The 22,759-nt window shown below is 72.2% G+C and carries 18 protein-coding genes and 2 pseudogenes; 10 read left to right on the top strand and 10 right to left on the bottom strand.

Going from position 1 to position 22,759, the window contains the following annotated elements; all coding sequences use genetic code 11:
- Nucleotides 1-5: 5 nt before the first annotated feature.
- Nucleotides 6-851 carry a LuxR C-terminal-related transcriptional regulator gene (locus tag ABZ719_RS14040; RefSeq protein WP_366725436.1) on the bottom strand — a complete coding sequence of 282 codons (846 nt, stop codon included), beginning with the start codon at nt 849-851 and terminating at the stop codon, nt 6-8.
- 134 nt (nt 852-985) lie between these two features.
- Between ABZ719_RS14040 and ABZ719_RS14035 the strand changes: the two genes are divergently transcribed.
- Complete coding sequence (locus tag ABZ719_RS14035) at nt 986-2,659, top strand: AMP-binding protein (RefSeq protein ID WP_366725435.1); 1,674 nt, start codon at nt 986-988, stop codon at nt 2,657-2,659.
- Complete coding sequence (locus ABZ719_RS14030; RefSeq protein ID WP_366725434.1) at nt 2,656-4,365, top strand: AMP-binding protein; 1,710 nt, start codon at nt 2,656-2,658, stop codon at nt 4,363-4,365. The genes ABZ719_RS14035 and ABZ719_RS14030 overlap by 4 nt, the downstream gene beginning before the upstream one ends.
- Here ABZ719_RS14030 and ABZ719_RS14025 read toward each other — a convergent pair.
- The 4 genes and pseudogenes from ABZ719_RS14025 to ABZ719_RS14010 all read right to left on the bottom strand — a co-directional run.
- Entirely contained in the window at nt 4,325-5,314 is a 990-nt protein-coding gene (locus tag ABZ719_RS14025) for a hypothetical protein (RefSeq protein WP_366725433.1), read from the bottom strand. The two genes, ABZ719_RS14030 and ABZ719_RS14025, sit on opposite strands and share 41 nt — an antisense overlap.
- The gene (locus ABZ719_RS14020; protein WP_366725432.1) at nt 5,311-6,672 is read right to left on the bottom strand and encodes an MFS transporter; all 1,362 of its coding nucleotides are present in this window, start codon (nt 6,670-6,672) and stop codon (nt 5,311-5,313) included. The genes ABZ719_RS14025 and ABZ719_RS14020 overlap by 4 nt, the downstream gene beginning before the upstream one ends.
- 99 nt (nt 6,673-6,771) lie before the next feature.
- Nucleotides 6,772-7,479: pseudogene (locus ABZ719_RS14015) on the bottom strand (chitosanase); the annotation flags it as partial.
- 75 nt (nt 7,480-7,554) lie between these two features.
- Nucleotides 7,555-8,664, bottom strand: a pseudogene (locus tag ABZ719_RS14010) (alkaline phosphatase family protein); the annotation flags it as partial.
- Nucleotides 8,665-9,617: 953 nt separating this feature from the next.
- On the opposite strand from ABZ719_RS14010, the gene gcl reads away from it, so the two are divergent.
- A complete protein-coding gene (gene gcl, locus ABZ719_RS14005) occupies nt 9,618-11,402 on the top strand; it encodes a glyoxylate carboligase (protein ID WP_366725431.1) in 1,785 nt (594 codons plus the stop codon).
- Between the two features lie 109 nt (nt 11,403-11,511).
- Here the strand turns inward: gcl and ABZ719_RS14000 are convergent, their stop codons facing one another.
- The 5 genes from ABZ719_RS14000 to ABZ719_RS13980 form a co-directional block, all read right to left on the bottom strand.
- A complete protein-coding gene (locus ABZ719_RS14000; RefSeq protein ID WP_366725430.1) occupies nt 11,512-12,105 on the bottom strand; it encodes a TIGR04222 domain-containing membrane protein in 594 nt (197 codons plus the stop codon).
- 222 nt (nt 12,106-12,327) lie between these two features.
- A complete protein-coding gene (locus ABZ719_RS13995; protein ID WP_366725429.1) occupies nt 12,328-12,564 on the bottom strand; it encodes a hypothetical protein in 237 nt (78 codons plus the stop codon).
- A 673-nt stretch (nt 12,565-13,237) separates the two neighbouring features.
- Nucleotides 13,238-14,701 carry a catalase gene (locus tag ABZ719_RS13990; protein WP_366725428.1) on the bottom strand — a complete coding sequence of 488 codons (1,464 nt, stop codon included), beginning with the start codon at nt 14,699-14,701 and terminating at the stop codon, nt 13,238-13,240.
- 260 nt (nt 14,702-14,961) lie between these two features.
- Nucleotides 14,962-15,852 (bottom strand): 2-hydroxy-3-oxopropionate reductase, encoded by an 891-nt coding sequence (locus tag ABZ719_RS13985; RefSeq protein WP_366725427.1) that lies wholly within the window; start codon nt 15,850-15,852, stop codon nt 14,962-14,964.
- Nucleotides 15,853-15,915: 63 nt separating this feature from the next.
- A complete protein-coding gene (locus ABZ719_RS13980) occupies nt 15,916-16,755 on the bottom strand; it encodes a TIM barrel protein (RefSeq protein ID WP_366725426.1) in 840 nt (279 codons plus the stop codon).
- A gap of 169 nt (nt 16,756-16,924) precedes the next feature.
- On the opposite strand from ABZ719_RS13980, the gene ABZ719_RS13975 reads away from it, so the two are divergent.
- The 7 genes from ABZ719_RS13975 (at nt 16,925) to ABZ719_RS13945 (ending at nt 22,494) form a co-directional block, all read left to right on the top strand.
- Nucleotides 16,925-17,176, top strand: a complete 252-nt coding sequence (locus ABZ719_RS13975; protein WP_366725425.1) for a hypothetical protein — start codon at nt 16,925-16,927, stop codon at nt 17,174-17,176.
- Nucleotides 17,173-17,535, top strand: coding sequence for a helix-turn-helix domain-containing protein (locus ABZ719_RS13970; protein WP_366725424.1), 363 nt, complete (start codon nt 17,173-17,175; stop codon nt 17,533-17,535). Before ABZ719_RS13975 ends, ABZ719_RS13970 begins: the two co-directional genes overlap by 4 nt.
- Before the next feature lie 145 nt (nt 17,536-17,680).
- On the top strand, nt 17,681-18,190 hold the full coding sequence (gene uraD, locus ABZ719_RS13965) for a 2-oxo-4-hydroxy-4-carboxy-5-ureidoimidazoline decarboxylase (protein ID WP_366725423.1): 510 nt from the start codon (nt 17,681-17,683) through the stop codon (nt 18,188-18,190).
- A 32-nt stretch (nt 18,191-18,222) separates the two neighbouring features.
- Nucleotides 18,223-18,624 (top strand): hydroxyisourate hydrolase, encoded by a 402-nt coding sequence (uraH, locus tag ABZ719_RS13960; RefSeq protein ID WP_366725422.1) that lies wholly within the window; start codon nt 18,223-18,225, stop codon nt 18,622-18,624.
- 8 nt (nt 18,625-18,632) lie between these two features.
- Nucleotides 18,633-19,568 (top strand): factor-independent urate hydroxylase, encoded by a 936-nt coding sequence (gene pucL / locus ABZ719_RS13955; RefSeq protein ID WP_366725421.1) that lies wholly within the window; start codon nt 18,633-18,635, stop codon nt 19,566-19,568.
- A gap of 64 nt (nt 19,569-19,632) precedes the next feature.
- Nucleotides 19,633-21,042: a nucleobase:cation symporter-2 family protein gene (locus ABZ719_RS13950; protein ID WP_366725420.1), complete on the top strand. Its 1,410-nt coding sequence runs from the start codon at nt 19,633-19,635 to the stop codon at nt 21,040-21,042.
- Nucleotides 21,043-21,108: 66 nt separating this feature from the next.
- Nucleotides 21,109-22,494, top strand: a complete 1,386-nt coding sequence (locus ABZ719_RS13945) for an 8-oxoguanine deaminase (protein WP_366725419.1) — start codon at nt 21,109-21,111, stop codon at nt 22,492-22,494.
- Nucleotides 22,495-22,759: the final 265 nt, after the last annotated feature.

Genomic DNA, 22,759 nt, shown 5'->3' with positions numbered 1-22,759 from the left:
CGCTCCTACGGCAGCACCCCCGCCCGGCGGGCAGCCGCCACCGCCTCGCCCCGGGTGTGGGCGCCGAGCCTGCGCATGGCCGAGCGGAGGTAGGCCTTGACCGTCTCCGTGCCGAGGCCGAGACGGGCGGCGGTGGCCGCGTTGGTCGCGCCCGCGGCCACACAGGCGAGGACGTCGATCTCCCGGGGGGCCAGACGCACGCCCGGCTCAGGGGCGGGCGCCGCGGCCAGCAGGCCGCACGCCTGAAGCAGTTCGGCGCGCAGGGCCGGGTCCGTGATCCGCGGGGCCAGGGCGCGCAGCGCCGCGTGGGCCTCGCGCACCTGCGCCCAGCCGGGCCCGGCGGTCCGCGCGCCCTCGGCCTCGGCCTCCGGTGCGGCGGTGGCCGCCAGCAGTTCGCGGGCCTCCTCCCGTACGACCAGCGCCTGCTCCACGTCGCGGGCCGCCGCCACCGCCGCGCTCAGCGTGCGGTCCCCGAGCGGCTGGGCGGTCCGCAGGGCGCCGTAGAGCACGCCCCGCACCCGGCGCCGTACCACCACCGGCACCGCGAGGACCGAGCGCAGTCCCTCCGCGGCCACCGCCGCGTCGTACTCGTGACTGATCTGCCGGGACAGCGAGTAGTCCGTCACCGCGCACGGGCGGGCCAGCGCCACCGCCCGGCCGCCGAGCCCGTTGCCGGCGGTCACCGCGAGCGCGCTGAGCGCGGGCGTCGCGGTGCCGGTCAGCTCGCTGATCCGCACCCGCGGCCGGCCCGGCTCGACCAGGCCGCCGAAGGCGACCGGCAGACCCGTCGCCCGCCGCAGCGCCGCCAGCGCTCCCCGGATCTCCGCCGCCCCGGACGCCTGTGCCGTCACCCGCTCGCCCCTTCGTCACGGTCCCGCGCTCACCACACCCCCGTTCGGGGGTAGTGAGACCTGCATCACGGATTACACGATGGAGCGGAGCCGCACGGCAATGGTCCGGATGCCGGACCGCACATGGAGGACAGATGACGACGGCGACGGAGACCTTCCGCGGGGCACGGGACTTCCTGCTGGAACACCGTGAGGACTACGCCACGGCCTACGCCGGCTTCCGGTGGCCCCGGCCCGGGCACTTCAACTGGGCGCTGGACTGGTTCGACGTCATCGCCGAGAACAACGACCGCACCGCCCTGCACATCGTGGAGGAGGACGGCAGCGAGGTCCGCCTCTCCTTCGCCGAGCTGTCCGAGCGCTCCGACCGCGCCGCGAACTGGCTGCGCGCGCGCGGCGTCGCGGCCGAGGACCGCATCCTGGTGATGCTCGGCAACCAGGCCGAACTGTGGGAGACCGCGCTCGCCGCGATGAAGCTGCGGGCGGTCGTCATCCCCGCGACCCCGCTGCTCGGCCCCGCCGACCTCGGCGACCGCGTGGAGCGCGGCCGGGTCAAGCACGTGATCGTGCGCGCCCAGGACACCGCCAAGTTCGCCGACGTGCCCGGCGCCTACACCCGCATCTCGGTCGGCGGGGTGCCCGAGGAGGGCTGGGAGCCCTACGAGGACGTCCACGCGGCCCCGGCGGAGTTCCTCCCCGACGGCCCCACTCTCGCCGACGACCCGCTGATGCTCTACTTCACCTCCGGCACCACCGCCCGTCCCAAGCTGGTCGAGCACACCCACACCTCGTACCCGATCGGGCACCTGGCGACCATGTACTGGATCGGCCTGAAGCCCGGCGACGTGCACCTGAACATCTCCTCGCCGGGCTGGGCCAAGCACGCCTGGTCCAACCTGTTCGCCCCGTGGAACGCGGAGGCGACCGTCTTCATCCACAACTACACCCGCTTCGACGCCGCCCGTCTGATGTCCGAGATGGACCGGGCCGGCGTCACCACCTTCTGCGCCCCGCCCACCGTGTGGCGCATGCTCATCCAGGCCGACCTGAGCCTGCTGGGCACCCCGCCCCGCGAGGCGGTGGCCGCCGGCGAGCCGCTCAACCCCGAGGTCGTCGAGCAGGTCCGGCGGGCCTGGGGCGTCACCGTCCGGGACGGGTTCGGGCAGACCGAGACGGCCGTGCAGGTCTCCAACAGCCCCGGCCAGCCGCTCAAGACCGGTTCCATGGGACGGCCCAGCCCCGGCTTCCGCGTCGAACTGCTCGACCCGGTCTCCGGCGCGCCCGGCGCCGACGAGGGCGAGGTCGCGCTCGACCTCTCCGCCCGGCCCGTCGGCCTGATGGCCGGCTACCACGGCGACGCCGACCGCACCGCCGAGGCGATGGCGGGCGGTTACTACCGCACGGGCGACGTCGCCTCCCGCGACGAGGACGGATACCTCACCTACATCGGGCGTTCCGACGACGTCTTCAAGGCCTCCGACTACAAGATCAGCCCGTTCGAGCTGGAGAGCGCCCTGCTGGAGCACGAGGCGGTGGCCGAGGCGGCCGTCGTGCCCGCCCCCGACGAACTGCGCCTGGCCGTACCGAAGGCGTACGTCGTCCTGGCCGAGGGCTGGGAGCCCGGCCCCGGCACCGCGAAGGTCCTCTTCGAGCACTCCCGCCGGGTCCTCGCCCCCTACAAGCGGCTGCGCCGCCTGGAGTTCGGCGACCTGCCCAAGACGGTCTCCGGCAAGATCCGCCGCATCGAACTGCGCGAGGCCACCGCCCAGGGTTCCGGCCACGAGTACCGCGAGGAGGACTTCCGGTGACGCACGCCCCCGCCCTCTCGTACACCCACGGCACCGGCGGCACCGCGCTGCTCGGCGACACCATCGGCGCGAACCTGGACCGGGCCGTCGCCGCCTGGCCCGGCCGCGAGGCACTCGTCGACGTCCCCTCCGGGCGCCGCTGGACCTACGCCGAGTTCGCCGCCGACGTCGACGGGCTGGCGTACGCGCTGCTGGCGAACGGTGTCGCCAAGGGCGACCGGGTCGGCATCTGGGCCGTGAACTGCGCCGAGTGGATGCTGGTCCAGTACGCCACCGCCCGCGTCGGCGCGATCATGGTCAACATCAACCCGGCCTACCGCACCCACGAGGTCGAGTACGTCCTGAAACAGGCGGGCATCTCCCTGCTCTTCGCCTCGCTGCGGCACAAGAGCAGCGACTACCGGGCGATGGTCGACCAAGTACGGGGCAACTGCCCGCAGCTGACGGAGATCGTCTACATCGGCGACCCGACATGGGACGCGTTCGCCGCCCACGGCACGCCCGACCGCGCCGACGAACTGCGGGCGCGGGAGGCGGAGCTGTCCTGCGACGACCCCATCAACATCCAGTACACCTCGGGCACCACCGGCTTCCCCAAGGGCGCCACCCTCTCCCACCACAACATCCTCAACAACGGCTATTTCGTGGGGGAGCTGGTCGCCTGCACCGAACGGGACCGCATCTGCGTGCCCGTGCCCTTCTACCACTGCTTCGGCATGGTGATGGGCAACCTCGCGGCCACCTCGCACGGCGCGTGCATCGTCGTCCCCGCCCCGTCCTTCGACCCGGAGGCCACCCTGGACGCCGTCCAGCGGGAACGCTGCACGGCGCTGTACGGCGTCCCGACCATGTTCATCGCCGAACTCAACCTCCCCGGCTTCGCCCGGTACGACCTCTCCTCCCTGCGCACCGGCATCATGGCGGGCTCCCCCTGCCCGGTGGAGGTGATGAAACGGGTGGTCACCGAGATGCACATGGCCGAGGTCTCCATCTGCTACGGCATGACCGAGACCTCCCCGGTGTCCCTGCAGACCCGCGTGGACGACGACCTCGAACACCGCACCGCCACCGTCGGCCGGGTGCTGCCGCACCTGGAGGTGAAGGTCGTCGACCCGGCCACCGGCGTCACCCTCCCGCGCGGCACCGCGGGCGAACTGTGCACCCGCGGCTACAGCGTCATGCTCGGCTACTGGGAGGAGCCCGAGCGGACCGCCGAGGCCGTCGACCCCGGCCGCTGGATGCACACCGGCGACCTCGCCGTGATGCGCGAGGACGGGTACGTGGAGATCGTCGGCCGCATCAAGGACATGATCATCCGCGGCGGCGAGAACATCTACCCGCGCGAGATCGAGGAGTTCCTGTACGGCCACCCCAAGATCCGCGACGTCCAGGTCGTCGGCGTGCCGCACGAGCGCTACGGCGAGGAGGTCCTGGCCTGCGTCATCCCGCTCGACGAGGCCGACCCGCCGACCCTCGACGAGGTGCGGTCCTACTGCCGGGACCGGCTGGCGCACTACAAGATCCCCAGCCGGCTGAGCGTCCTGGACTCCTTCCCGATGACGGTGTCCGGCAAGGTGCGCAAGGTCGAACTGCGCCGCAGCCACGGCGGGGACGGCCCCGGCCGGGCCCCCGGCACCGGCCCGGCGCCGGACACCGCCCCCGCAGTCAGCGCGGCAGCACCGCCGGGGAACTCGCGTCACGGATGAGCAGGCGCGGCGCCCCCCTCCCGTCGGCCGGGACGGACCACACGTCCCAGCCGCCGCCGTGCCGGGGCAGCGCGTACATCACGGTCCGCGCGTCGAGCCAGGCCGCCTGGTCGTCGACGCTGCGGGCCTCGGCGAGCGGTGTCTCGCGCATCGTGGCCAGGTCGAGCGCGTACAGCCGCCACGGGCGTCCGCCGCCCGCGCTGACCCGCTTCTTGAACACCAGCCGCCTCCCGTCCGGCGACAGCGAGGGGCACTCGGCGTTCTCCCGCAGCGTGCGCGCCGTCCACTTCCGGTAGTCGCCCCGCACCAGGTAGGTGCGGCCGGCGGTGCGCACCGTGGCGTAGAAGGTGCTGTCGTCCCGCGCGAACGTCACCCCCCAGTAGTTGACGTCGGCGGCCTGGTAGGGGCGGCCGTCCAGGGTCAGCGGGATCCGCTCGATGTCGCCGGTCAGCCGGCCGGTACGGGTGTCCAGCACGCCGGTACGGGTCGAGAAGTCGTCGCGCAGGTAGGAGTCGCCCCGCACGAACATCGTCCACGACAGCATCCGTCCGTCCGCCGACACCCGTGCCCGGTTGGGGAAGCCCTCGGTGCGCACCCGGCGGACCCGGCGCAGCTCGCGGTCGAGCACCGTGACGTAGGTGCCCGGGACGGGGCCGGTGCGCTGGAGGCACACACCCGTGCCGTGCGCCGCGTAGAGGCGGTCGCAGCGGGTGGCGCCGACCGTGCGGACCGCGCCCGGCCGCTCCAGCGGCACCGTCGCCACCTTGCCGAACCCGGCGCCCGGCGCGGTGTTCCGGAACAGGATCCGCCCGGCCGCGTCGAGCCGGACCGCGCCGCCCGGGGTGCCCGGGTCCGCGCCGCCGCGCACGTGCCACACGTATCCGGTGCTCGCGCCCGCCACCAGCAGCACGGCGGCGAGGACGCTCAGCAGTCTCGCCCTGGTGCTCATCCGGCGGCCTCCGCGCACTCGTCCGCCGGCACCGGGCCCCGCCGCTCGGTGCGCCAGGGCAGGATCCACACCGCGAGCACGCTCGCCACCGCCAGCGCGGCCAGCGCGGCGGCCAGCGCGGTCCGCAGCCCCCACAGCGACCAGCACGCCCCGAACAGCACCGAGGAGGCCAGCGCGGCCACCGACTGGGCCGTCTGGACCAGGGACAGGCCCCCGGCCCGCAGCCGCTCGGGCACCAGCGGCCCGACGGCGGCCATCAGCACGCCGTCCGTCGCCGCGTAGAACACCCCGTGCAGCGCCAGCACCACGACCACCGGCGCCGGTCCCGACCACGGCAGGAACAGCAGCAGACAGCCCGCCAGCAGGGCGAGGTGGCCGGCGGCGAAGACCCGCAGCCGCCCGAGGCGGTCGGCCAGCCGCCCCACCGGCACCGCGAGCAGCAGATAGCCGCCCGCCGTGCCCAGCGGCAGCAGCGGGAAGTACTGCTCGGGCACGCCCAGGCGCTCCTGGAGGAGCAGGTAGACGAACGAGTCGCCGATCACCACCGCGGACAGCAGCACCGCGGCCAGCCCCACCCGCAGATAGGCGCGGTGGCGCAGCAGCGCGAGCACGTCGCGCAGGCCGGCACGGCGCTCCGGCTCCCCGGCCGTCACCGGCGCCCGCCGCTCCTGGACCAGCAGGGCGAGCATCAGCACCCCGAGGACGGCGACGCCGAAGCTCACCACGAGCACGGTGTCGTAGCGGCCCGGCGTGGCCAGCAGCAGGGCGAACGCCACCAGCGGGCCGAGGAAGGCGCCCGCCGTGTCGAGCGCGCGGTGCACGCCGAAGGAGCGGCCCAGCGTCGCCGGTGTGCTGCTCAGGGAGATCAGCGCGTCGCGCGGGCCGGTGCGCAGCCCCTTGCCGGTGCGGTCGGCGGCGATCACCGCGCCGAGCACCGGCACCGAGGAGCCCGCCGCCAGCAGGCCCAGCTTGCACACCGCGGAGAGCGCGTAGCCGCCGCCCGCCACCAGTTTGCGGCGCTGCCAGCGGTCGGCCGCGTGCCCGCCGGCCAGCCGGACCAGGGCGGTCACGCCGACGTACATGCCGTTGAGCGCGCCGAACTGCAAGGGGCTCAGACCCAGCGTGAAGATGACGTACATCGGCAGCACGGCGGTGATCATCTCGGAGGAGATGTCGGTGACCAGGCTGACCGAACCGAGCGCGAGCACGGTGGGGGAGACCCGGGCCGTCGCGCGCGCCCGGCGCCCGGCACCCGGGGGTGCCTGCGGGGCGGCGGGGGCTGGTGGGGCGACGGCGCGGGGATCGGTGCCGGGGGCGGGGGAGCGCGGCGTCGCCGCCCGGCTCGATGAGATGTACATGGCTGGGGGTGTCCTCTCGGGGCCTGTCCCGTGGTGGGGGGTCTCGCGCGGTCAGGGGCCCGCCGGCGCGGTGGCCGGCGGGCCCCGCGGGCGGCCGGGTCAGCCGTCGATCTCGTACGGGTCGCCGTAGACCTTCCAGCGCAGCGGCGGGTCGAGGCGCAGGTTGCCGTCCTTCAGGAAGACGCGCTGCTCGGTGTCGACCCTGCTGGTGTCGCTGTGCGCCTCCTCGGTCTTCATGGCCGCCACCCGGGCGTCCAGGAAGGCGTTGAGGTACGCCGTCTCGTCGCCGCCCCGGGACGGCGGCTTCGCGTGCCGCAGCGCGGTCGCGCGGATGCCGCCGAAGCTGGTGGCGTCGTCACCGGGGCCGTGCATCACGATCGCGTCGTAGTACGCGAACTGCCCGAGCGCCTGCAGCCCGTCGGCCTCGGCCTGCTTGACGGCCGGGTCGAAGTAGACCCGGTCTCGCTCGTCGTCCTGCGCCTTGCGGAAGATGGAGTCCTTGGCCGCGGTGTGCCAGGCGGAGACGAACGCCGAGCCGAGCCCGGAGTGCGAGTCGCCGCCGTTCACCTTGCGCAGCGCGGGCAGGTACTCGGCCAGGACGTTGTCCGGCTTCAGGTCGGTGTAGTGCTCGACGAGGTCGAGCATGTCGCCGGTGCCCGAGCAGAAGCCGACGATGCCGCCCGTGTAGCCGCGGCCGTCGCCGATGTCCTCGATGTAGGTGTACTGGGCCTTCCAGTCCAGGGAGGAGTTCTCCGCGCTGGAGACCAGCTCCATCGCGATCTCCTTCTTGGCCGGGTCGGTCAGGCCGGCGCCGGAGGTCGCGGGCGGCGGGGTGGCGGTGCCCGCCTTGCCGTACACCTCGAAGCCGTACAGCGAATACCCGTACGCCGTACCGCGCTTGGTGCCGTTCACGCGCACGTACCGGCCGTGCCCGCTCACCGTGAGGTCGTCGGTGCCGCCGTCACCGGCCGACGTGGAGTACACGGTCGACCAGGTGGAACCGTCCTGGGAGGTCTGCACCGTGTACGCCTTGGCGTAGGCGTCCTCCCAGGTGAGCTTCACCCTGTCGATGTCGGTGTCGGCGCCCAGGTCGGCCTGGATCCACTGCGGGTCCGAACCCTCCTTGCTGGCCCAGCGGGTGGCCGGGTCGCCGTCCACCGCCTTGGCGCCGGAGTAGGAGGTGCTCTCGGTGGAGGAGGTCTTGACGGGCCGGTTCAGCGCGAGGTCGTCCGAGGAGCCGGGCGGGGTGGTGCCGCCGTCGTCCCAGATGCCGGTGAGAGGCCGGCGCGACGCCGCCTCGCCCAGGGCCGGCAGCCCGTGCATGTCCTCCAGGGTGCGCAGCAGCGAGTAGAGGTCGCCGCGGTCCTCGGCCTTGTACCCCTGCTTGACGTGGGCGCCGACGACCAGGGTGGGGATGTGGTTGACGTCGTCGTCGCTGTCGTCCTCGTCCCAGGTCAGCACCAGCGCGCTGTTGTGCGTCCTGGCCCACCGGACGTAGCCGTCCAGGTTCTTGCGCAGCCAGTCGTCGCCCTCGCGCACGGTGCCGTCGTGCATGTCGTCGGTGAGATTCGGCGTCACGAACGCCACGTCCGGCAGCTTGCTGTAGTCCGAGGGGAAGCGGCTCATGCGCAGGTTGGAGGAGGCCGGGACGTTCTTGAAGTCGACCCAGCCGTTGTGCTTGCGCGCGTAGCCGCTGTCGCCGTCGTCCCCGCAGTCCTTCGACCCGTCGGACGGCAGGTCCTCGGAGTAGCCCACGAACGTCCTGCCGTGGGTGAGGAGCTGGTTGCCGAGGTTGTCGGAGGAGTAGTCGTGCGGGCAGTCGTCGTCCTTGATCCCGTGCGTGGAACCGGAGAACAGCGCCACGTAGTTGCCCTGGCTGGGGTGGACGACACCGTGGAAGTCGGAGAAGGAAGCGCCCTGCTTGGCGAGGGAGTTGATGTACGGCGCCTGGGAGCTGCCGATCACGTCCTCGTAGAACTTGTTCTCCTCCATGACCACCACGACGTGGTCGAACTTCGGGACACCGCTCGCGGTGAAGGCCGCGGGCACGGCGGCGGACGGTTCCGCCTGGGCGGTGGTGGGGGCGGTGCCGGCCGCGGCGGTCAGGCCGAGCAGGGCCAGCGCGATGCTCGTGCCGGCGGCGACGGCGGACCGCCGGGTGCGGCGGCCGGGGCGCGCGGGAGGCCTCGGAGGCGGGGTAGGCGTCATGCTGATCTCCTTGAGGAAGGGCGCGAGGTGCCCTCGAACACAGAGGTGAGCAGCGCCTGGGCGACTTGCGGCAGGCCCGTCCGGCGCGGCGCGGTGTGGGGCGCGTCGCGGGACGTGCGGGTGCGGCAACAGGCGGGAAGCGGCATGGGACCGCGGACGGCCGGGGCACCCGGGCCCGTGGGGGACCAAGGGGTGAGCGCGTCGGGTTCGGAACGTCCGCGCCAGGCCGCCGACGGAATACGTACGCCCCGCCGCGCACGGCTGTCAACGGTCCCGCCCGATCCCGCCGGCATCCCGTCCCTTCTCTTGACGGGACATGGTCAGCTTCAGTATTCCTTTTCTGTTAGGAAAGTTTCCTGACACCCGGTTCCGACCGGGCCCGACGTGTTTCCCGCCGTGTGGGGCGGGAGGCGAAAGGGGCAGGCCGGGCGCGTGGCGACCGTCGCCCGGCCCGCCCCGTGCGTCGCACCCTCCGACCCTCCTGGACGCCGGCCTCTGTCCGGCCGCTCCCCCGACGACCCGCCGCGCACCGCGTCCGGCGGGCGCTCGGGCATGCCCCGGGGCGGCCTTCCCTGTCCGACTCCCTTGACGACCCCCGGGCACCCCCTTACATTGCTTCCAGATCGTAGAAACTACTTTCCGCTATACGGAAGTACGGAAGAAGCTCACCGCGGGGCGCGACGGAGTGCGAATCCGGCAGCCGAGACAGCAGAAGACAGCCGAAGCAGGAGTACTCGATGGCTCGTATGACCGCTGCCCGCGCGGCAGTTGAGATCCTCAAGCGTGAGGGCGTCACCGACGCGTTCGGTGTGCCGGGTGCGGCGATCAACCCCTTCTACGCGGCGCTCAAGGCCTCCGGAGGCATCGGCCACACGCTCGCCCGCCACGTCGAGGGCGCCTCGCACATGGCCGAGGGCTACACGCGCACACACCCGGGCAACATCGGCGTCTGCATCGGCACTTCGGGGCCGGCCGGCACCGACATGATCACCGGCCTGTACTCGGCCATCGGCGACTCCATCCCGATCCTGTGCATCACGGGCCAGGCCCCGACCGCCGTGATCCACAAGGAGGACTTCCAGGCCGTCGACATCGCCTCCATCGCCAAGCCGGTGACCAAGATGGCGGTCACCGTCCTGGAGGCCGCGCAGGTCCCCGGCGTCTTCCAGCAGGCCTTCCACCTGATGCGCTCCGGCCGCCCCGGCCCGGTCCTGATCGACCTGCCGATCGACGTCCAGATGACGGAGATCGAGTTCGACCCGGAGACCTACGAGCCGCTGCCGGTCTACAAGCCGGCCGCCACCCGCGCCCAGGTCGAGAAGGCGATCACCCTGCTGAACGCCTCCGAGCGGCCGCTGATCGTCGCGGGCGGCGGTGTCATCAACGCCGACGCCGCCGACCTCCTGGTGGAGTTCGCCGAGCTGACCGGCACTCCGGTCGTGCCGACCCTGATGGGCTGGGGCATCCTGCCCGACGACCACGAGCTGAACGCCGGCATGGTCGGCCTGCAGACCTCGCACCGCTACGGCAACGCGACCTTCCTGGAGTCCGACTTCGTCCTCGGCATCGGCAACCGCTGGGCCAACCGCCACACCGGCAAGCTCGACGTCTACACGGCCGGGCGGAAGTTCGTCCACGTCGACGTCGAGCCCACCCAGATCGGCAAGATCTTCGCCCCCGACTACGGCATCGCCTCGGACGCCAAGGCCGCGCTGGAGCTGTTCGTCCAGGTCGCCAAGGAGCTGAAGGCGGCCGGCAGGCTCCCCGACCGCTCCGCCTGGGCCGCTGCCGCGCAGGAGAAGAAGGCCACGCTCCAGCGCCGTACGCACTTCGACGACATCCCGATCAAGCCGCAGCGCGTCTACGAGGAGATGAACAAGGCCTTCGGTCCGGAGACCCGCTACGTCTCGACCATCGGCCTCTCCCAGATCGCCGGCGCCCAGATGCTGCACGTCTACCGGCCGCGGCACTGGATCAACTGCGGCCAGGCCGGCCCGCTCGGCTGGACCATCCCGGCCGCGCTCGGCGTCGCCAAGGCCGACCCGGAGTCCCCGGTCGTCGCCCTGTCCGGCGACTACGACTTCCAGTTCATGCTGGAGGAGCTGGCCGTCGGCGCGCAGCACAGGATCCCCTACGTGCACGTCCTGGTGAACAACTCCTACCTGGGCCTGATCCGTCAGGCGCAGCGCGGGTTCGACATGGACTTCCAGGTCAAGCTGGAGTTCGAGAACATCAACTCGCCCGAGCTGGGCGTCTACGGCGTCGACCACGTCAAGGTCGCCGAGGGCCTGGGCTGCAAGGCGATCCGCGTCACCGACCCGAACGAGCTGGGTGCCGCCTTCGAGGAGGCCAAGAAGCTGGCCGCCGAGTTCCAGGTCCCGGTCGTCGTCGAGGCGATCCTGGAGCGCGTCACCAACATCTCGATGTCCGGCACGAACGACATCGGCAACGTCGTCGAGTTCGAGGAACTCGCCACCGAGCCCGGCCACGCGCCGACGGCCGTCAGGACCCTGAAGGTCTGACGGTCCGGCCGGCGGCCCGCCGGCCGGAGACCGCCGTCCGCGGTACAGGGGCGGCCCGCCCGGGAGGGAGGGCCGCCCCTTCGCCGTGCCCGTGCGCGTCAGCGCGTCCTCACTCGGTGCCGCAGCCGAAGCCGCCCGCGCCGCCGTCCCAGGAGGATCCGCGCTCCCGCGGGGCGGGCCGGCCGCGACGGCCGGTGAGACCGCCCTCGTGCGCGAAGCGCGGCATGAGCCGGACCAGCGCCCGGTCGCCGTACAGGGCCACCGCGAGCAGCCGCTCCTCGGGCGCGAGCCCTCCGGGACCTTCCGGCAGCGGGTGCCGCTCCCGCAGGGATCGCAGGGCGCGCCGCCCGGCCCGGGTCCGGCCGGGCAGGCGGATCCGGGTCAGCCCGGCCACCGTGAGGTCGTAGCGCAGGTCGATCAGAGCGAGGGCGACGCCCTCGCGCACCATCAGGTCCCGCAGGCTCGCGGGCGTGCGGAGCGCCTCGTGCACGGCCAGGAGCAGTGCGGGGACGGCATCGGCGCCGCGGTCCGTTCCCGGACCACCGAGCGGTCCCGTGGCACGCAGCAGTGCGCCGCCCCAGGCCGGTCCGACCGCGCCGCGCAGGCGCAGGGCGAGGACGGCGACCGTGACGGCGGCCCGGGGCCCGCCCCGCAGGCAGGCGACCTCGTGCGGCTCCGGCCGGTGCGCTCCCGTGCTGTCCATCGACGCCTCCCCGCTGCCCCGCGCGGGGCCCGCCGCCCCCGTGCCGGCGGGCCCCGTGTCAGGCACTGTGCCCGCTCGCGGGGGTGCCCCATGCCTGCGGGGGCCGGGTTCAGAGCTGGATCTGAGCATGCCGTAGCGGCCCTACGCCTCGTGCCGCAGGCGGGCGCGGGCCGGTCACGCGGGCGGGTGCCCCGCGCGGACGCCCCCCGGGATCCCGGGTGCTCAGGCCTCCCCGTGCTCCGACAGGCCGGGCCAGTCGTCCGGGCCGCCGCCCTGCCACTCGATCAGGTCGCTCTCCTCGACCTCGACGCGGTCCAGGTCGGCCAGCCGGAGGATCTCGACGACGTCGTCCAGGTGGGAGGCGAGCCCGAGGGTCACGTCGTCCTCGGTGACCCGCCGGGAACCGTCCAGCGCGGGGGAGTGCACGACGATGTGCGGATGCCGGGTGCTGTGCTCCATGCCCCCAGACTCCTGCGGACGGGCCCGCACCGCACCCCGGGGCCTCCCGCGGAGCCCAGCCGCTCGCCGGGGCGGCGGACCCCGCGGAGCCGGCGGACCGGACGGGTGGAGGAGCGGACGGGTGGAGGGCCGGACGGGTGGAGGGGCCCGGACGGGCGGGGGCCGGAAGGGGGGGCGGGCCGCGGAGGCGGACGGCACCGCACGCGAGGGACCCGCGGAGGCAGCCCGTACCGTACCCGGGCAACGCGTGGGGCCGGACGGCGCCGGATGCGGGACCGTCCGCGTCCGGCGCCGTCCGGCCGGTGAGGGTGTTCGGTGGTGGATCCCGTCCGACGGCACGAGACTGGGCGCGACAGGACATTCGCGCCGCCGGACGGAGTTCGGGGGCCTCGCCGTCGGCGAGGCGTGTTCTTGGCTGGGACCGCGGTGGGTGCGACGGTCCGGAAGGTCTTCCCTCTGGTCGAGAAGACGGGTCCCGGGACCTTCACCACCGCACTGGCTCGCACTCCCCCGTGTCCGGGCTTCGCCCGGACACGGGGGACCCCCACCGCGGTCCTCGCCCTGACCGCACGGCCGTCGGCCGACCACCCCTCATCCGGGTCGTCCGACGCCCGCGCGGGGCGTACGCGTCCGGGTCCCGACCTCCCCGTCGGGACACCGGACGCGGCTCGTGTCAGTCCTCGCGCAGGGCGCGGACCGCCGCCTCCACCCGCTTGCCGTAGTCCGGGTCGGCGGCGTGGAAGTGGGCCAGGTTCTTCTCGATCACGTCGTTGCGGGAGACCTGCGAGAGACCGCCGGCGATGGTCGCGACCAGACGCTCCTTCTCCTGCTCCGACATGACGCGGTACAGCTCGCCCGCCTGGAAGAAGTCGTCGTCCTTGGTGTGCCGCGGCGCCTCGTGGGTGCCGGTGTGGCCGGAGACGGGCAGCGGGGCCGACAGCGGGCGGCCGGTCTCGACCGGGCCGTCGTAGGAGTTCGGCTCGTAGTTCTTGGCGTCACGGCCCTGGGCGTTGGACGCCATGAAGCCGTCGCGGCCGTAGTTGTTCGCGCCGCCCGGCACCGCCTTCGGGGCGTTCACCGCGAGCTGGGTGTGGTTGACGCCCAGGCGGTAGCGGTGGGCGTCCGCGTAGGCGAACATGCGGCCCTGGAGCATCTTGTCCGGCGAGGGGCCGATGCCCGGCACGAAGTTGTTCGGGGAGAACGCGGCCTGCTCGACCTCGGCGAACACGTTGTCCGGGTTGCGGTCCAGCACCATGCGGCCCACGCGCTGGAGCGGGTAGTCCCGGTGCGGCCACACCTTGGTCACGTCGAACGGGTTGAAGCGGTAGTTGTCCGCCTCGGCCGCCGGCATGATCTGCACGTACAGCGTCCAGGAGGGGTGCACCCCGCGCTCGATCGCCTGGAGCAGGTCGGTCTGGTGCGAGTCCGCGTCGCTGCCCGCCAGCTCGGCGGCCTGCTCGTTGGTCAGGCAGCGGATGCCCTGGTCCGTCTTGAAGTGGTACTTGACGAAGAAGCCCTCGCCCTTGGCGTTCGTCCACTGGTAGGTGTGCGAGCCGAAGCCGTCCATGTGGCGGTAGGACGCCGGGATGCCGCGGTCACCCATCACCCAGGTCACCTGGTGCGTGGCCTCGGGGGAGTTGGCCCAGAAGTCCCAGACGTTGTCCTGCTCGGTCCTGCCGGTGAACGGGTCGCGCTTCTGCGAGTGGATGAAGTCGGGGAACTTGATCGGGTCCTTGATGAAGAACACCGGGGTGTTGTTGCCGACGAGGTCGTAGTTGCCCTCCTCGGTGTAGAACTTCACCGCGAAACCGCGCGGGTCGCGCACCGCGTCCGCGGCACCGAGGTTGCCGGCCACGGTGGAGAAGCGCACGAACACCTCGGTGCGCTTGCCGACCGTGTTCAGGAAGTCGGCGTGGGTGAAGCCGGTGACGTCGTCGGTCACCTCGAAGTGGCCGTAGGCGCCCGAACCGCGGGCGTGCACCACGCGCTCCGGGATGCGCTCGCGGTTGAAGCGCGCCAGCTTCTCCAGGAGGTGCTGGTCCTGGAGGAGGAGCGGGCCGCCGACGCCGGCGGAGGCGGAGTTCTGGTTGTCGGCGACCGGGGCGCCGGACTCTGTCGTGAGCACGCGCTGCGACATCGTGGACCTTCCATGCGGGGGCAGCGGAAACTTGTTTCCGCTTCGTGGAGCCTAGGTTTGGGCGATCGGGACGTCAACAGTTTGTTGAATTCCTGATCGGGCTGCTGCCGGGTACCGGCGCCGCGGGGGCCCGGTGGACACCGGTGCCGCCGGCAGGCGCCGGTGGACAGGGCGGACCGGGTGGACGCCGCCGCCTGGGCGCGACAGGACAGGTGTCGGCGGCGGCGTCCCCCGGAGCTGTGGGACGGGGGGCCGGACGGTCAGACCTGGGCGCCGGACAGGCGCTCCACGGTCCGCAGCAGGGCCGAGTGGTCCAGGCCGCCGTCGCCCTGGGCGCGCAGCGAGGCGACCAGCTGGGCGACCACGGCGCCGACCGGCAGGGCCGCGCCGACGTTGCGGGCGGCGTCGGTGACGATGCCCATGTCCTTGTGGTGCAGGTCGATGCGGAAGCCCGGCTTGAAGTCCCGGTTCAGGAAGTTGTCCTTCTTGCGGGTCAGCACGGTGGAGCCGGCCAGGCCGCCGTTGAGGACGTCCAGGGCGGCCTGGAGGTTCACGCCGGACTTCTCCAGGAAGACCACGGCCTCGGCGCACGCCTGGATGTTCACGGCGACGATGAGCTGGTTGGCGGCCTTCACGGTCTGGCCCGAGCCGTGCGGACCGCACAGCACGATGGTCTTGCCGAGCGCGTCGAAGATCGGCTTGGCCTGGTCGAAGTCGGCCTGCTCGCCGCCGACCATGATCGACAGCACGGCCTCGACGGCGCCGGCCTCGCCGCCGGAGACCGGGGCGTCCAGGACGCGGACGCCCTTGTCCTTGGCGGCCTTGGCCAGGTCGACCGAGGTCTGCGGGGTGATCGAGGACATGTCGATCAGCAGCGCGCCCGGCTTCGCGTTCTCCAGGATGCCGTCCGGGCCGTAGGCGATGGCCTCGACCTGGGGGGAGGCGGGCACCATCGTGATGACGACGTCGGCGTCCTCGACGGCCTCGGCGATCGAGCCGGCCGCGGTGCCGCCGGCGGCGGACAGCCGGTCCAGCTTCTCCTGCTCCAGGGTGAAGCCGGTGACCTGGTAACCCGCCTTGATCAGGTTCTCGGACATGGGGGAGCCCATGATGCCGAGGCCGATCCACGCGATCTTGGGAAGAGTGCTCATGACAGGGGTGCCTCTCTGGAAAACTCTGCTACGTCTGCGGTGGGCGCTCGGCGCCCGGGGCGCTCAGCGGGCCGCGCGGGCCTCGGCCGGCAGCCAGTCGAAGGCCTCGGCGCTGGGCTTGTCGCCCGGCTTGTACTCCAGGCCTACCCAGCCGTCGTAACCGGCCTTCTTCAGCTGGTCGAGCAGCTCCTCCAGCGGGAGGGAGCCGGTGCCGGGGGCGCCGCGGCCGGGGTTGTCGGCGATCTGCACGTGGCCGGTCTTCGCGGCGTACTGCTCGATGACCGAGGGGAGGTCCTCGCCGTTCATCGACAGGTGGTACAGGTCCATCAGGAACTTGGCGTTGCCGAGTCCGGTGGCCTCGTTGACCTTGTCCACGACGCCGATCGCGGCGGGCGCGCTCACCAGCGGGCACAGCGGCGACTCGGGCTTGTTCAGCGCCTCGATCAGGACGATCGCGCCGATCCGGTCGGCGGCGCGGGCCGCGAGGACCAGGTTCTCCAGGGCGAGGGCGTCCTGCTCGGCCGCGTCCACGCCCTCGACGCGGTTGCCGTACAGGGCGTTGAGCGCCTTGCAGCCGAGCGAGTCGGCGAAGCCGACGGCCACGTCGATGTTGGCGCGGAACCGCTCGGACTCCTCACCGGGCACCGACAGGGCGCCGCGGTCGGGGCCGGGCAGCTTGCCGGCGTAGAAGTTCAGTCCGGTGAGCTGGACGCCCGCGTCCTCGATCGCCTTCTTCAGGGCGTCGAGCTCGGACTGCTCGGGGGTGGCGGTGTCGATCCAGGGCCACCACAGCTCGACCGCGGTGAAGCCGGCCGCGGCGGCGGCCGCGGGACGCTCCAGGAGCGGGAGTTCCGTGTAGAGGATCGACAGGTTGACGTTGAAGCGCTGGTCTGCGAATCCCATCGGGGTCGCGCTCCCTTCCGTGTCGCTATTCCGTATGACGGAAGTTCGTTTCTGCGTAATGGAAGAGTGCCGTCGGGTGTCGCGGCTTGTCAAGGGGGGACCGGCCGCCGGCGGCGTACCGGCCGCCGGAACCTGCCCGAAAACCGGCCTTGCGCGTTAGGTTGAGCGCGTGCGATTGAGAGTGGAGTTCACGACCGAACCCTTCGACCTCGACGAGGCACCCGCGCACGCGCTGGTCGCCCGCGAGGTCGTCGAGGCCGCCGAACTGGACGCGGTGGACGTCGGCCCGTTCGGCAACACCGCCGAAGGTGCGGCCGGTGCCGTCCTGACCGCCGTGGACACCCTGCTGCGCAGGAGCCTGCAGGCCGGTGCCACCCGGATCTCGCTCCAGGTCAACGTGATCGGGGAGGGTGATAGGTGACCGGTCACGAGCCGTTCATCGCGGCGGTGAAACCGCTGGTCGACGCGATCGGCGGCGAACTGCTCCCGCCGGACGAGGCCGGACCCGACGACGTCGTGCTCGCCTGGGACGGGGTGGACGCGGTCGGGGTGCGCCTGCCCCAGCTGGCCGACTCCCTCGACCACATCCTGGCCGCCATGGAGCGCCGCAAGGGCGTGCCGCTCGCGGACCTGGACCGCAGGGCCAAGCAGGAGGTCGTACGGATCCTGGAGGCGCGCGGCGCCTTCTCCGTGCGGCACGGTGTGGAGACCGTGGCGAGCGCGCTGGGCGTCAGCCGCTTCACCGTCTACAACTACCTCAACCGGGAGAAGGAAGGCTGAAACACCCGGAGCGGGAGCGGCGCGGACAGGGTGTTCCAGGGTTTCCCCAGAATTTTCAACAAACTGTTGACGTGATGTTTCGGAGGGCGTTAGCTATCCGCAGCCCGTTCAGCACACAGGCCGTTCAACGGCCACGGAGGCTCCCGTGACCACGACTTCCACGCCGTCGGGCCTCGCCCGTTTCAACACCCTCCCGGCTGCCGCGGCCCGCTCCGCGCTCCTGGAGGCATGCGCCTGCACCGCCTGGGCCGAGCGGCTGCTCGCCGCCCGTCCCTACGCCGGTGCCGAGGACCTCTACACCGCCAGTGACGCCGCCATGGCCGACCTGACGGCGGAGGACCTCGCACAGGCCATGGCCGGCCACCCCCCGATCGGCCGCCCCAAGCCCGGTGACCCGGCCTCCGCCCGCGAACAGAGCGGCATGGCCGGCGCCTCCGAGGACCTCAAGGCGGAGATGCTCGAACTGAACCTGGCCTACCAGGAGAAGTTCGGCCATGTGTTCCTCATCTGCGCCACCGGCAGGACCGGCGAGCAGATGCGGGACGCGGTCAAGGAGCGGATCGGCAACGCGCCGGAGCAGGAACGGGAGATCGTCCGCACCGAGCTGGGGAAGATCAACCGTATCCGGCTCGCGCGCCTGCTCGAAGACGCCTGAGCACCTGCTCGAAGACGCCCGAAGAGGAAAACATGAGCACCGAGACCACCGCCTCAGTGTCCACGCACATCCTGGACACCAGCGCCGGCCGCCCCGCCGAGGGCGTCGCCGTCCAGCTCTCCGCCCGCTCGGGCCGGGAAGCGGACTGGCGGACGCTCGGCGGCTCCGCGACCGACGCGGACGGGCGGTGCAAGGACCTCCCGGCACTGCCGGAGGGGACCACCCACGTACGCCTCGCCTTCGAGACCGAGACGTACTTCGCCAAGAAACAAGCCGCGGCCCAGCAGGACGCCCCCGCGCTCCGGGACAGCGAGAACGCCCGGCCCGTGTTCTTCCCCGAGGTCACCATCGCCTTCGCGGTGGTGCCCGGCGAGCACTACCACGTTCCGCTGCTGCTCAACCCGTTCGGCTACTCCGTTTACCGAGGGAGCTGACCGACACCATGACCCGTTTCGTCCTGGGACAGAACCAGTACGGCAAGGCCGAGAACCGAGTCGTCAAGATCACGCGTGACGGCGACACGCACCACATCAAGGACCTGAACGTCTCCGTCGCCCTCTCCGGCGACATGGAGGAGGTCCACCGCAGCGGTTCGAACGCGAACGTCCTGCCCACCGACACCACCAAGAACACGGTGTTCGCCTTCGCCAAGGAGCACGGCATCCAGAGCGCCGAGGACCTCGGCGTCAAGCTCGCCCGTCACTTCGTGGACAACAACGAGCCCATCCACCGGGCCCGCATCCGCATCGAGGAGTACTCCTGGGAGCGGATCGAGACCTCGAAGGGCGGCGCCCGCTTCGTCGGCTCGGACGAGATCGCCCACTCCTTCGTCCGCAACGGCCAGGAGACCCGCGTCGCGCAGATCACCTACGACGGCCACGGCATCCAGGTGCTCTCCGGATTCAAGGACCTCACCGTCCTGAACTCGACCAACTCCGAGTTCTTCGGCTTCCTCAAGGACAAGTACACCACCCTCCAGGAGGACCACGACCGCATCCTCGCCACCACCGTCTCCACCTGGTGGCGGCACAACTGGGACGGCATCGACTCGCACGCCCCGGACTGGGACCGTTCGTACAGCGGAGTGCGCAAGCACGCGCTCCAGGCGTTCGCCGAGACCTACTCGTACTCGCTCCAGCAGACCCTCTTCGAGATGGGTGTGCGGGTGCTGAACTCCCGCGACGAGGTCGACGAGATCCGCTTCTCGATGCCCAACAAGCACCACTTCCGCTCGGACCTGTCGCCCTTCGGGATCGACAACGAGGCCAAGGACGGCGCCGTCTACTACGCCGCCGACCGGCCCTACGGCCTGATCGAGGCCACCATCCTGCGCGACGGCGCCGAGCAACTCATCCCGGTCGACATGACCAACCTCTGACGCGGGACGCGCACCACCGGCCCACCCGCCCGGGCCGGTGGTGCGCCACACCGGAGGGAACACCATGGCACAGCCTGCAACGGAGCCGGCGAAGGGCTCCTGTTCCACCCCGCCGGTGCACACCGAGGACGCCGTCACGTCCGTGCACCCGGTGGACGAGAAGCTCCACCCCTCGCGGCTCGTCCCCGCCGCTCTCCAGCACATCGCCGCCATGTACGCGGGCGTTGTCACTCCTCCGCTCATCATCGGCCAGGCCTGCGGCCTCGACATCGCGGCCCGCACCCGGCTGATCGCCGCCTCGCTGCTCATCGCCGGCGTGGCGACCATCCTGCAGACCATCGGCGTCAAGGGTCTCGTCGGCAACCGCCTGCCGTTCGTGAACGCCGCCTCCTCCGCCGGCATCGCGCCCATCCTCGCGATCGCCGAGACCAACTCCAAGGGGCACCAACTCCCCGCCATCTACGGCGCGGTGATGGTCGCCGGAGTCTTCTGCCTGGCCGTCGGACCGTTCTTCGGACGGCTGCTCAGGTTCTTCCCGCCGCTGGTCACCGGCGTGGTGATCACACTCATCGGCGTCACGCTGATGCCCGTGCCGGTCGGCTGGGCCCAGGGCGGCGACAAGAGCGCCGCCGACTTCGGCGCCATGAAGAACCTCGGCCTCGCCGCGTTCACCCTCGTCGTCATCCTGCTGATCCAGCGCTTCGGCAAGGGCTTCGTCAAACAAGTCGCCCTGCTCTTCGGCCTGTTGGTCGGCACACTGGTCGCCATCCCGTTCGGCATGGCCGACTTCAGCGGCATCACCTCGGCGCCCGTCGCGGCCCTGCCCACCCCGTTCGCCTTCGGCGCCCCCGTCTTCCAGCCCGCGGCCATCCTGTCGCTGTGCATCGTGATGCTGGTGCTGATGACCGAGTCCAGCGCCGGCATGCTCGCCCTCGGCGAGATCTGCGACCGCCGCGCCGACGCCCGCACCATCACCCGCGGCCTGCGCACCGACGGCATCGCCACCCTGCTCGGCCCCGTCTTCGGCGGCTTCCCCACCTCCGCCTTCGCACAGAACGTCGGCGTCGTCTCGCTGACCCGGGTCCGCAGCCGCTACGTCGTCGCGGTCGCCGGCGGCGCCCTGCTCGTCCTCGGCGCCTTCCCGGTGCTCGGCGCGGTCGTCTCCCTGGTCCCCATGCCGGTCCTCGGCGGCGCGGGCATCGTCCTGTTCGGCTCCATCGCGGTCAGCGGCATCCGCACGCTCTCCGAGGCCGGACTCGACGACAGCTCCAACATCATCCTGGTGGCCGTCGCCCTCGGCGCGGGCATCATCCCGCTCGCCGCCCCCACCTTCTACGAGGAGTTCCCGGCCTGGGCACAGACCGTCCTCGGCTCCGGCATCAGCGCCGGAGCGATCGTCGCGGTCCTGCTCAACCTGTTCTTCCACCATCTCGGCACCCGGGGCCGCACGGCTCCGGCACTCAAATCCTCCTAGGGTCCTGCCGTGCCCTCCCCGTGGGCTCCCCGTCCACGGGCCGCCACTGAAAGACAAGGAAGCGCAATGGCACCATCGGCAGCCCAGCGCATCGTCATCGAGAACTGTGCGATCGCGACCGTCGACGCGGACGACACCGAGTACGCGTCCGGTCACCTCGTCATCGCCGGGAACAGGATCGAGTCGGTCGGCTCCGGCCGGGCCCCCGCGGGCCTGGAGAACGTGGCACGCCGGATCGACGCGCGCGGCCACCTGGTCACGCCCGGTCTGGTCAACACGCACCACCACTTCTACCAGTGGATCACCCGGGGCCTGGCCACCGACCACAACCTGTTCAACTGGCTCGTCGCGCTCTACCCCACCTGGGCGCGCATCGACGAGGAGATGGTGTACGCGGCGGCCCAGGGGTCGCTCGCGATGATGGCCCGCGGCGGTGTCACCACCGCCATGGACCACCACTACGTCTATCCGCAGGGCTCCGGCGACCTGTCCGGCGCGATCATCCGGGCCGCCTCCGAGATGGGCGTCCGCTTCACGCTGGCCCGCGGCTCGATGGACCGCAGCGAGAAGGACGGCGGACTGCCGCCGGACTTCGCCGTCGAGACCCTGGAGGGCGCGCTCGCCGCCACCGAGGAGACCGTCAAGAAGCACCACGACGCCTCCTTCGACGCCATGACGCAGGTGGCCGTCGCCCCCTGCTCGCCCTTCTCCGTCTCCACCGAACTGCTGCGCCAGGGCGCCGAGCTGGCCCGCCGGCTCGGCGTGCGGATGCACACCCACGGCTCGGAGACCGTGGAGGAGGAGAAGTTCTGCCACGAGCTGTTCGGCATGGGCCCCACCGACTACTTCGAGTCCACGGGCTGGCTCGGCGAGGACGTGTGGATGGCGCACTGCGTCCACATGAACGACTCCGACATCGAGGCCTTCGGCCGCACCAGGACCGGCGTCGCGCACTGCCCGTCCTCCAACGCCCGCCTCGCCGCCGGCATCGCCCGGGTCCCCGACATGCTCAAGGCGGGCGTCCCGGTCGGCCTCGGCGTCGACGGCACCGCCTCCAACGAGTCCGGCGAACTCCACACCGAACTGCGCAACGCCCTGCTCATCAACCGCCTCGGCGCGCACCGCGAGGCGGCCCTCAACGCCCGCCAGGCGCTGCGCCTGGGCACCTACGGCGGCGCCCAGGTGCTGGGCCGGGCCGGGCAGACCGGCTCGCTGGAGGCCGGCAAGCTCGCCGACCTCGTGCTGTGGAAGCTGGACACCCTCGCCCATGCCTCCATCGCCGACCCGGTGACCGCGCTGGTCTTCGGCGCGGCGGCACCGGTCACGGCGTCCTTCGTCAACGGCCGGCAGATCGTCGAGGACGGCCGTCTGCTGCACGCCGACGAGGACGCCATCGCCCACGCCACCCGCGAGGAGGCCCGGCGCCTGGCGCGGATCGCCGCCCAGGGCTGACCGGGCCGCGGCCGAGCGCCGCCGCGCTCGCCGCACCGCGCCGACCGCGGCGGGGCGCGGCGGGGGGCGACGGCGGCCCGCGGCAAGAACTCCGGCCGGGAGGGACGGCTCCCGGCCGGTAGCCGTGGACCCGAGCGGGGTCCGCGGTGGCCGCTCCGGGGCGTGCGTGGACGCGCACGCCCCGGAACGGTATCCGTCCGCCTCCCGGGCCCCGTCGAGGGCCCGTCCAGGGCTGCCCGCGTCAAAAGGCCCGCCCAGGGCTCCT

It is taken from the genome of Streptomyces sp. NPDC006743 (assembly GCF_040703815.1).
Taxonomy (GTDB): Bacteria; Actinomycetota; Actinomycetes; order Streptomycetales; family Streptomycetaceae; genus Streptomyces.
Note: the sequence above shows the minus strand (reverse complement) of the source record. Positions and strands in the feature narration are given on the sequence as shown.

Excerpts from the sequence above, each read along its gene's own strand:
- ABZ719_RS14035 (WP_366725435.1), top strand. The coding sequence starts at position 986 with ATGACGACGGCGACGGAGACCTTCCGCGGGGCACGGGACTTCCTGCTG.
- gcl (WP_366725431.1), top strand. The coding sequence starts at position 9,618 with ATGGCTCGTATGACCGCTGCCCGCGCGGCAGTTGAGATCCTCAAGCGT.
- ABZ719_RS13985 (WP_366725427.1), bottom strand. The coding sequence starts at position 15,852 with ATGAGCACTCTTCCCAAGATCGCGTGGATCGGCCTCGGCATCATGGGC.
- ABZ719_RS13945 (WP_366725419.1), top strand. The coding sequence starts at position 21,109 with ATGGCACCATCGGCAGCCCAGCGCATCGTCATCGAGAACTGTGCGATC.
- pucL (WP_366725421.1), top strand. The coding sequence starts at position 18,633 with ATGACCCGTTTCGTCCTGGGACAGAACCAGTACGGCAAGGCCGAGAAC.
- ABZ719_RS13990 (WP_366725428.1), bottom strand. The coding sequence starts at position 14,701 with ATGTCGCAGCGCGTGCTCACGACAGAGTCCGGCGCCCCGGTCGCCGAC.
- ABZ719_RS13980 (WP_366725426.1), bottom strand. The coding sequence starts at position 16,755 with ATGGGATTCGCAGACCAGCGCTTCAACGTCAACCTGTCGATCCTCTAC.
- uraH (WP_366725422.1), top strand. The coding sequence starts at position 18,223 with ATGAGCACCGAGACCACCGCCTCAGTGTCCACGCACATCCTGGACACC.
- ABZ719_RS13950 (WP_366725420.1), top strand. The coding sequence starts at position 19,633 with ATGGCACAGCCTGCAACGGAGCCGGCGAAGGGCTCCTGTTCCACCCCG.
- ABZ719_RS14025 (WP_366725433.1), bottom strand. The coding sequence starts at position 5,314 with ATGAGCACCAGGGCGAGACTGCTGAGCGTCCTCGCCGCCGTGCTGCTG.
- ABZ719_RS14020 (WP_366725432.1), bottom strand. The coding sequence starts at position 6,672 with ATGTACATCTCATCGAGCCGGGCGGCGACGCCGCGCTCCCCCGCCCCC.
- ABZ719_RS13995 (WP_366725429.1), bottom strand. The coding sequence starts at position 12,564 with ATGGAGCACAGCACCCGGCATCCGCACATCGTCGTGCACTCCCCCGCG.
- ABZ719_RS14000 (WP_366725430.1), bottom strand. The coding sequence starts at position 12,105 with ATGGACAGCACGGGAGCGCACCGGCCGGAGCCGCACGAGGTCGCCTGC.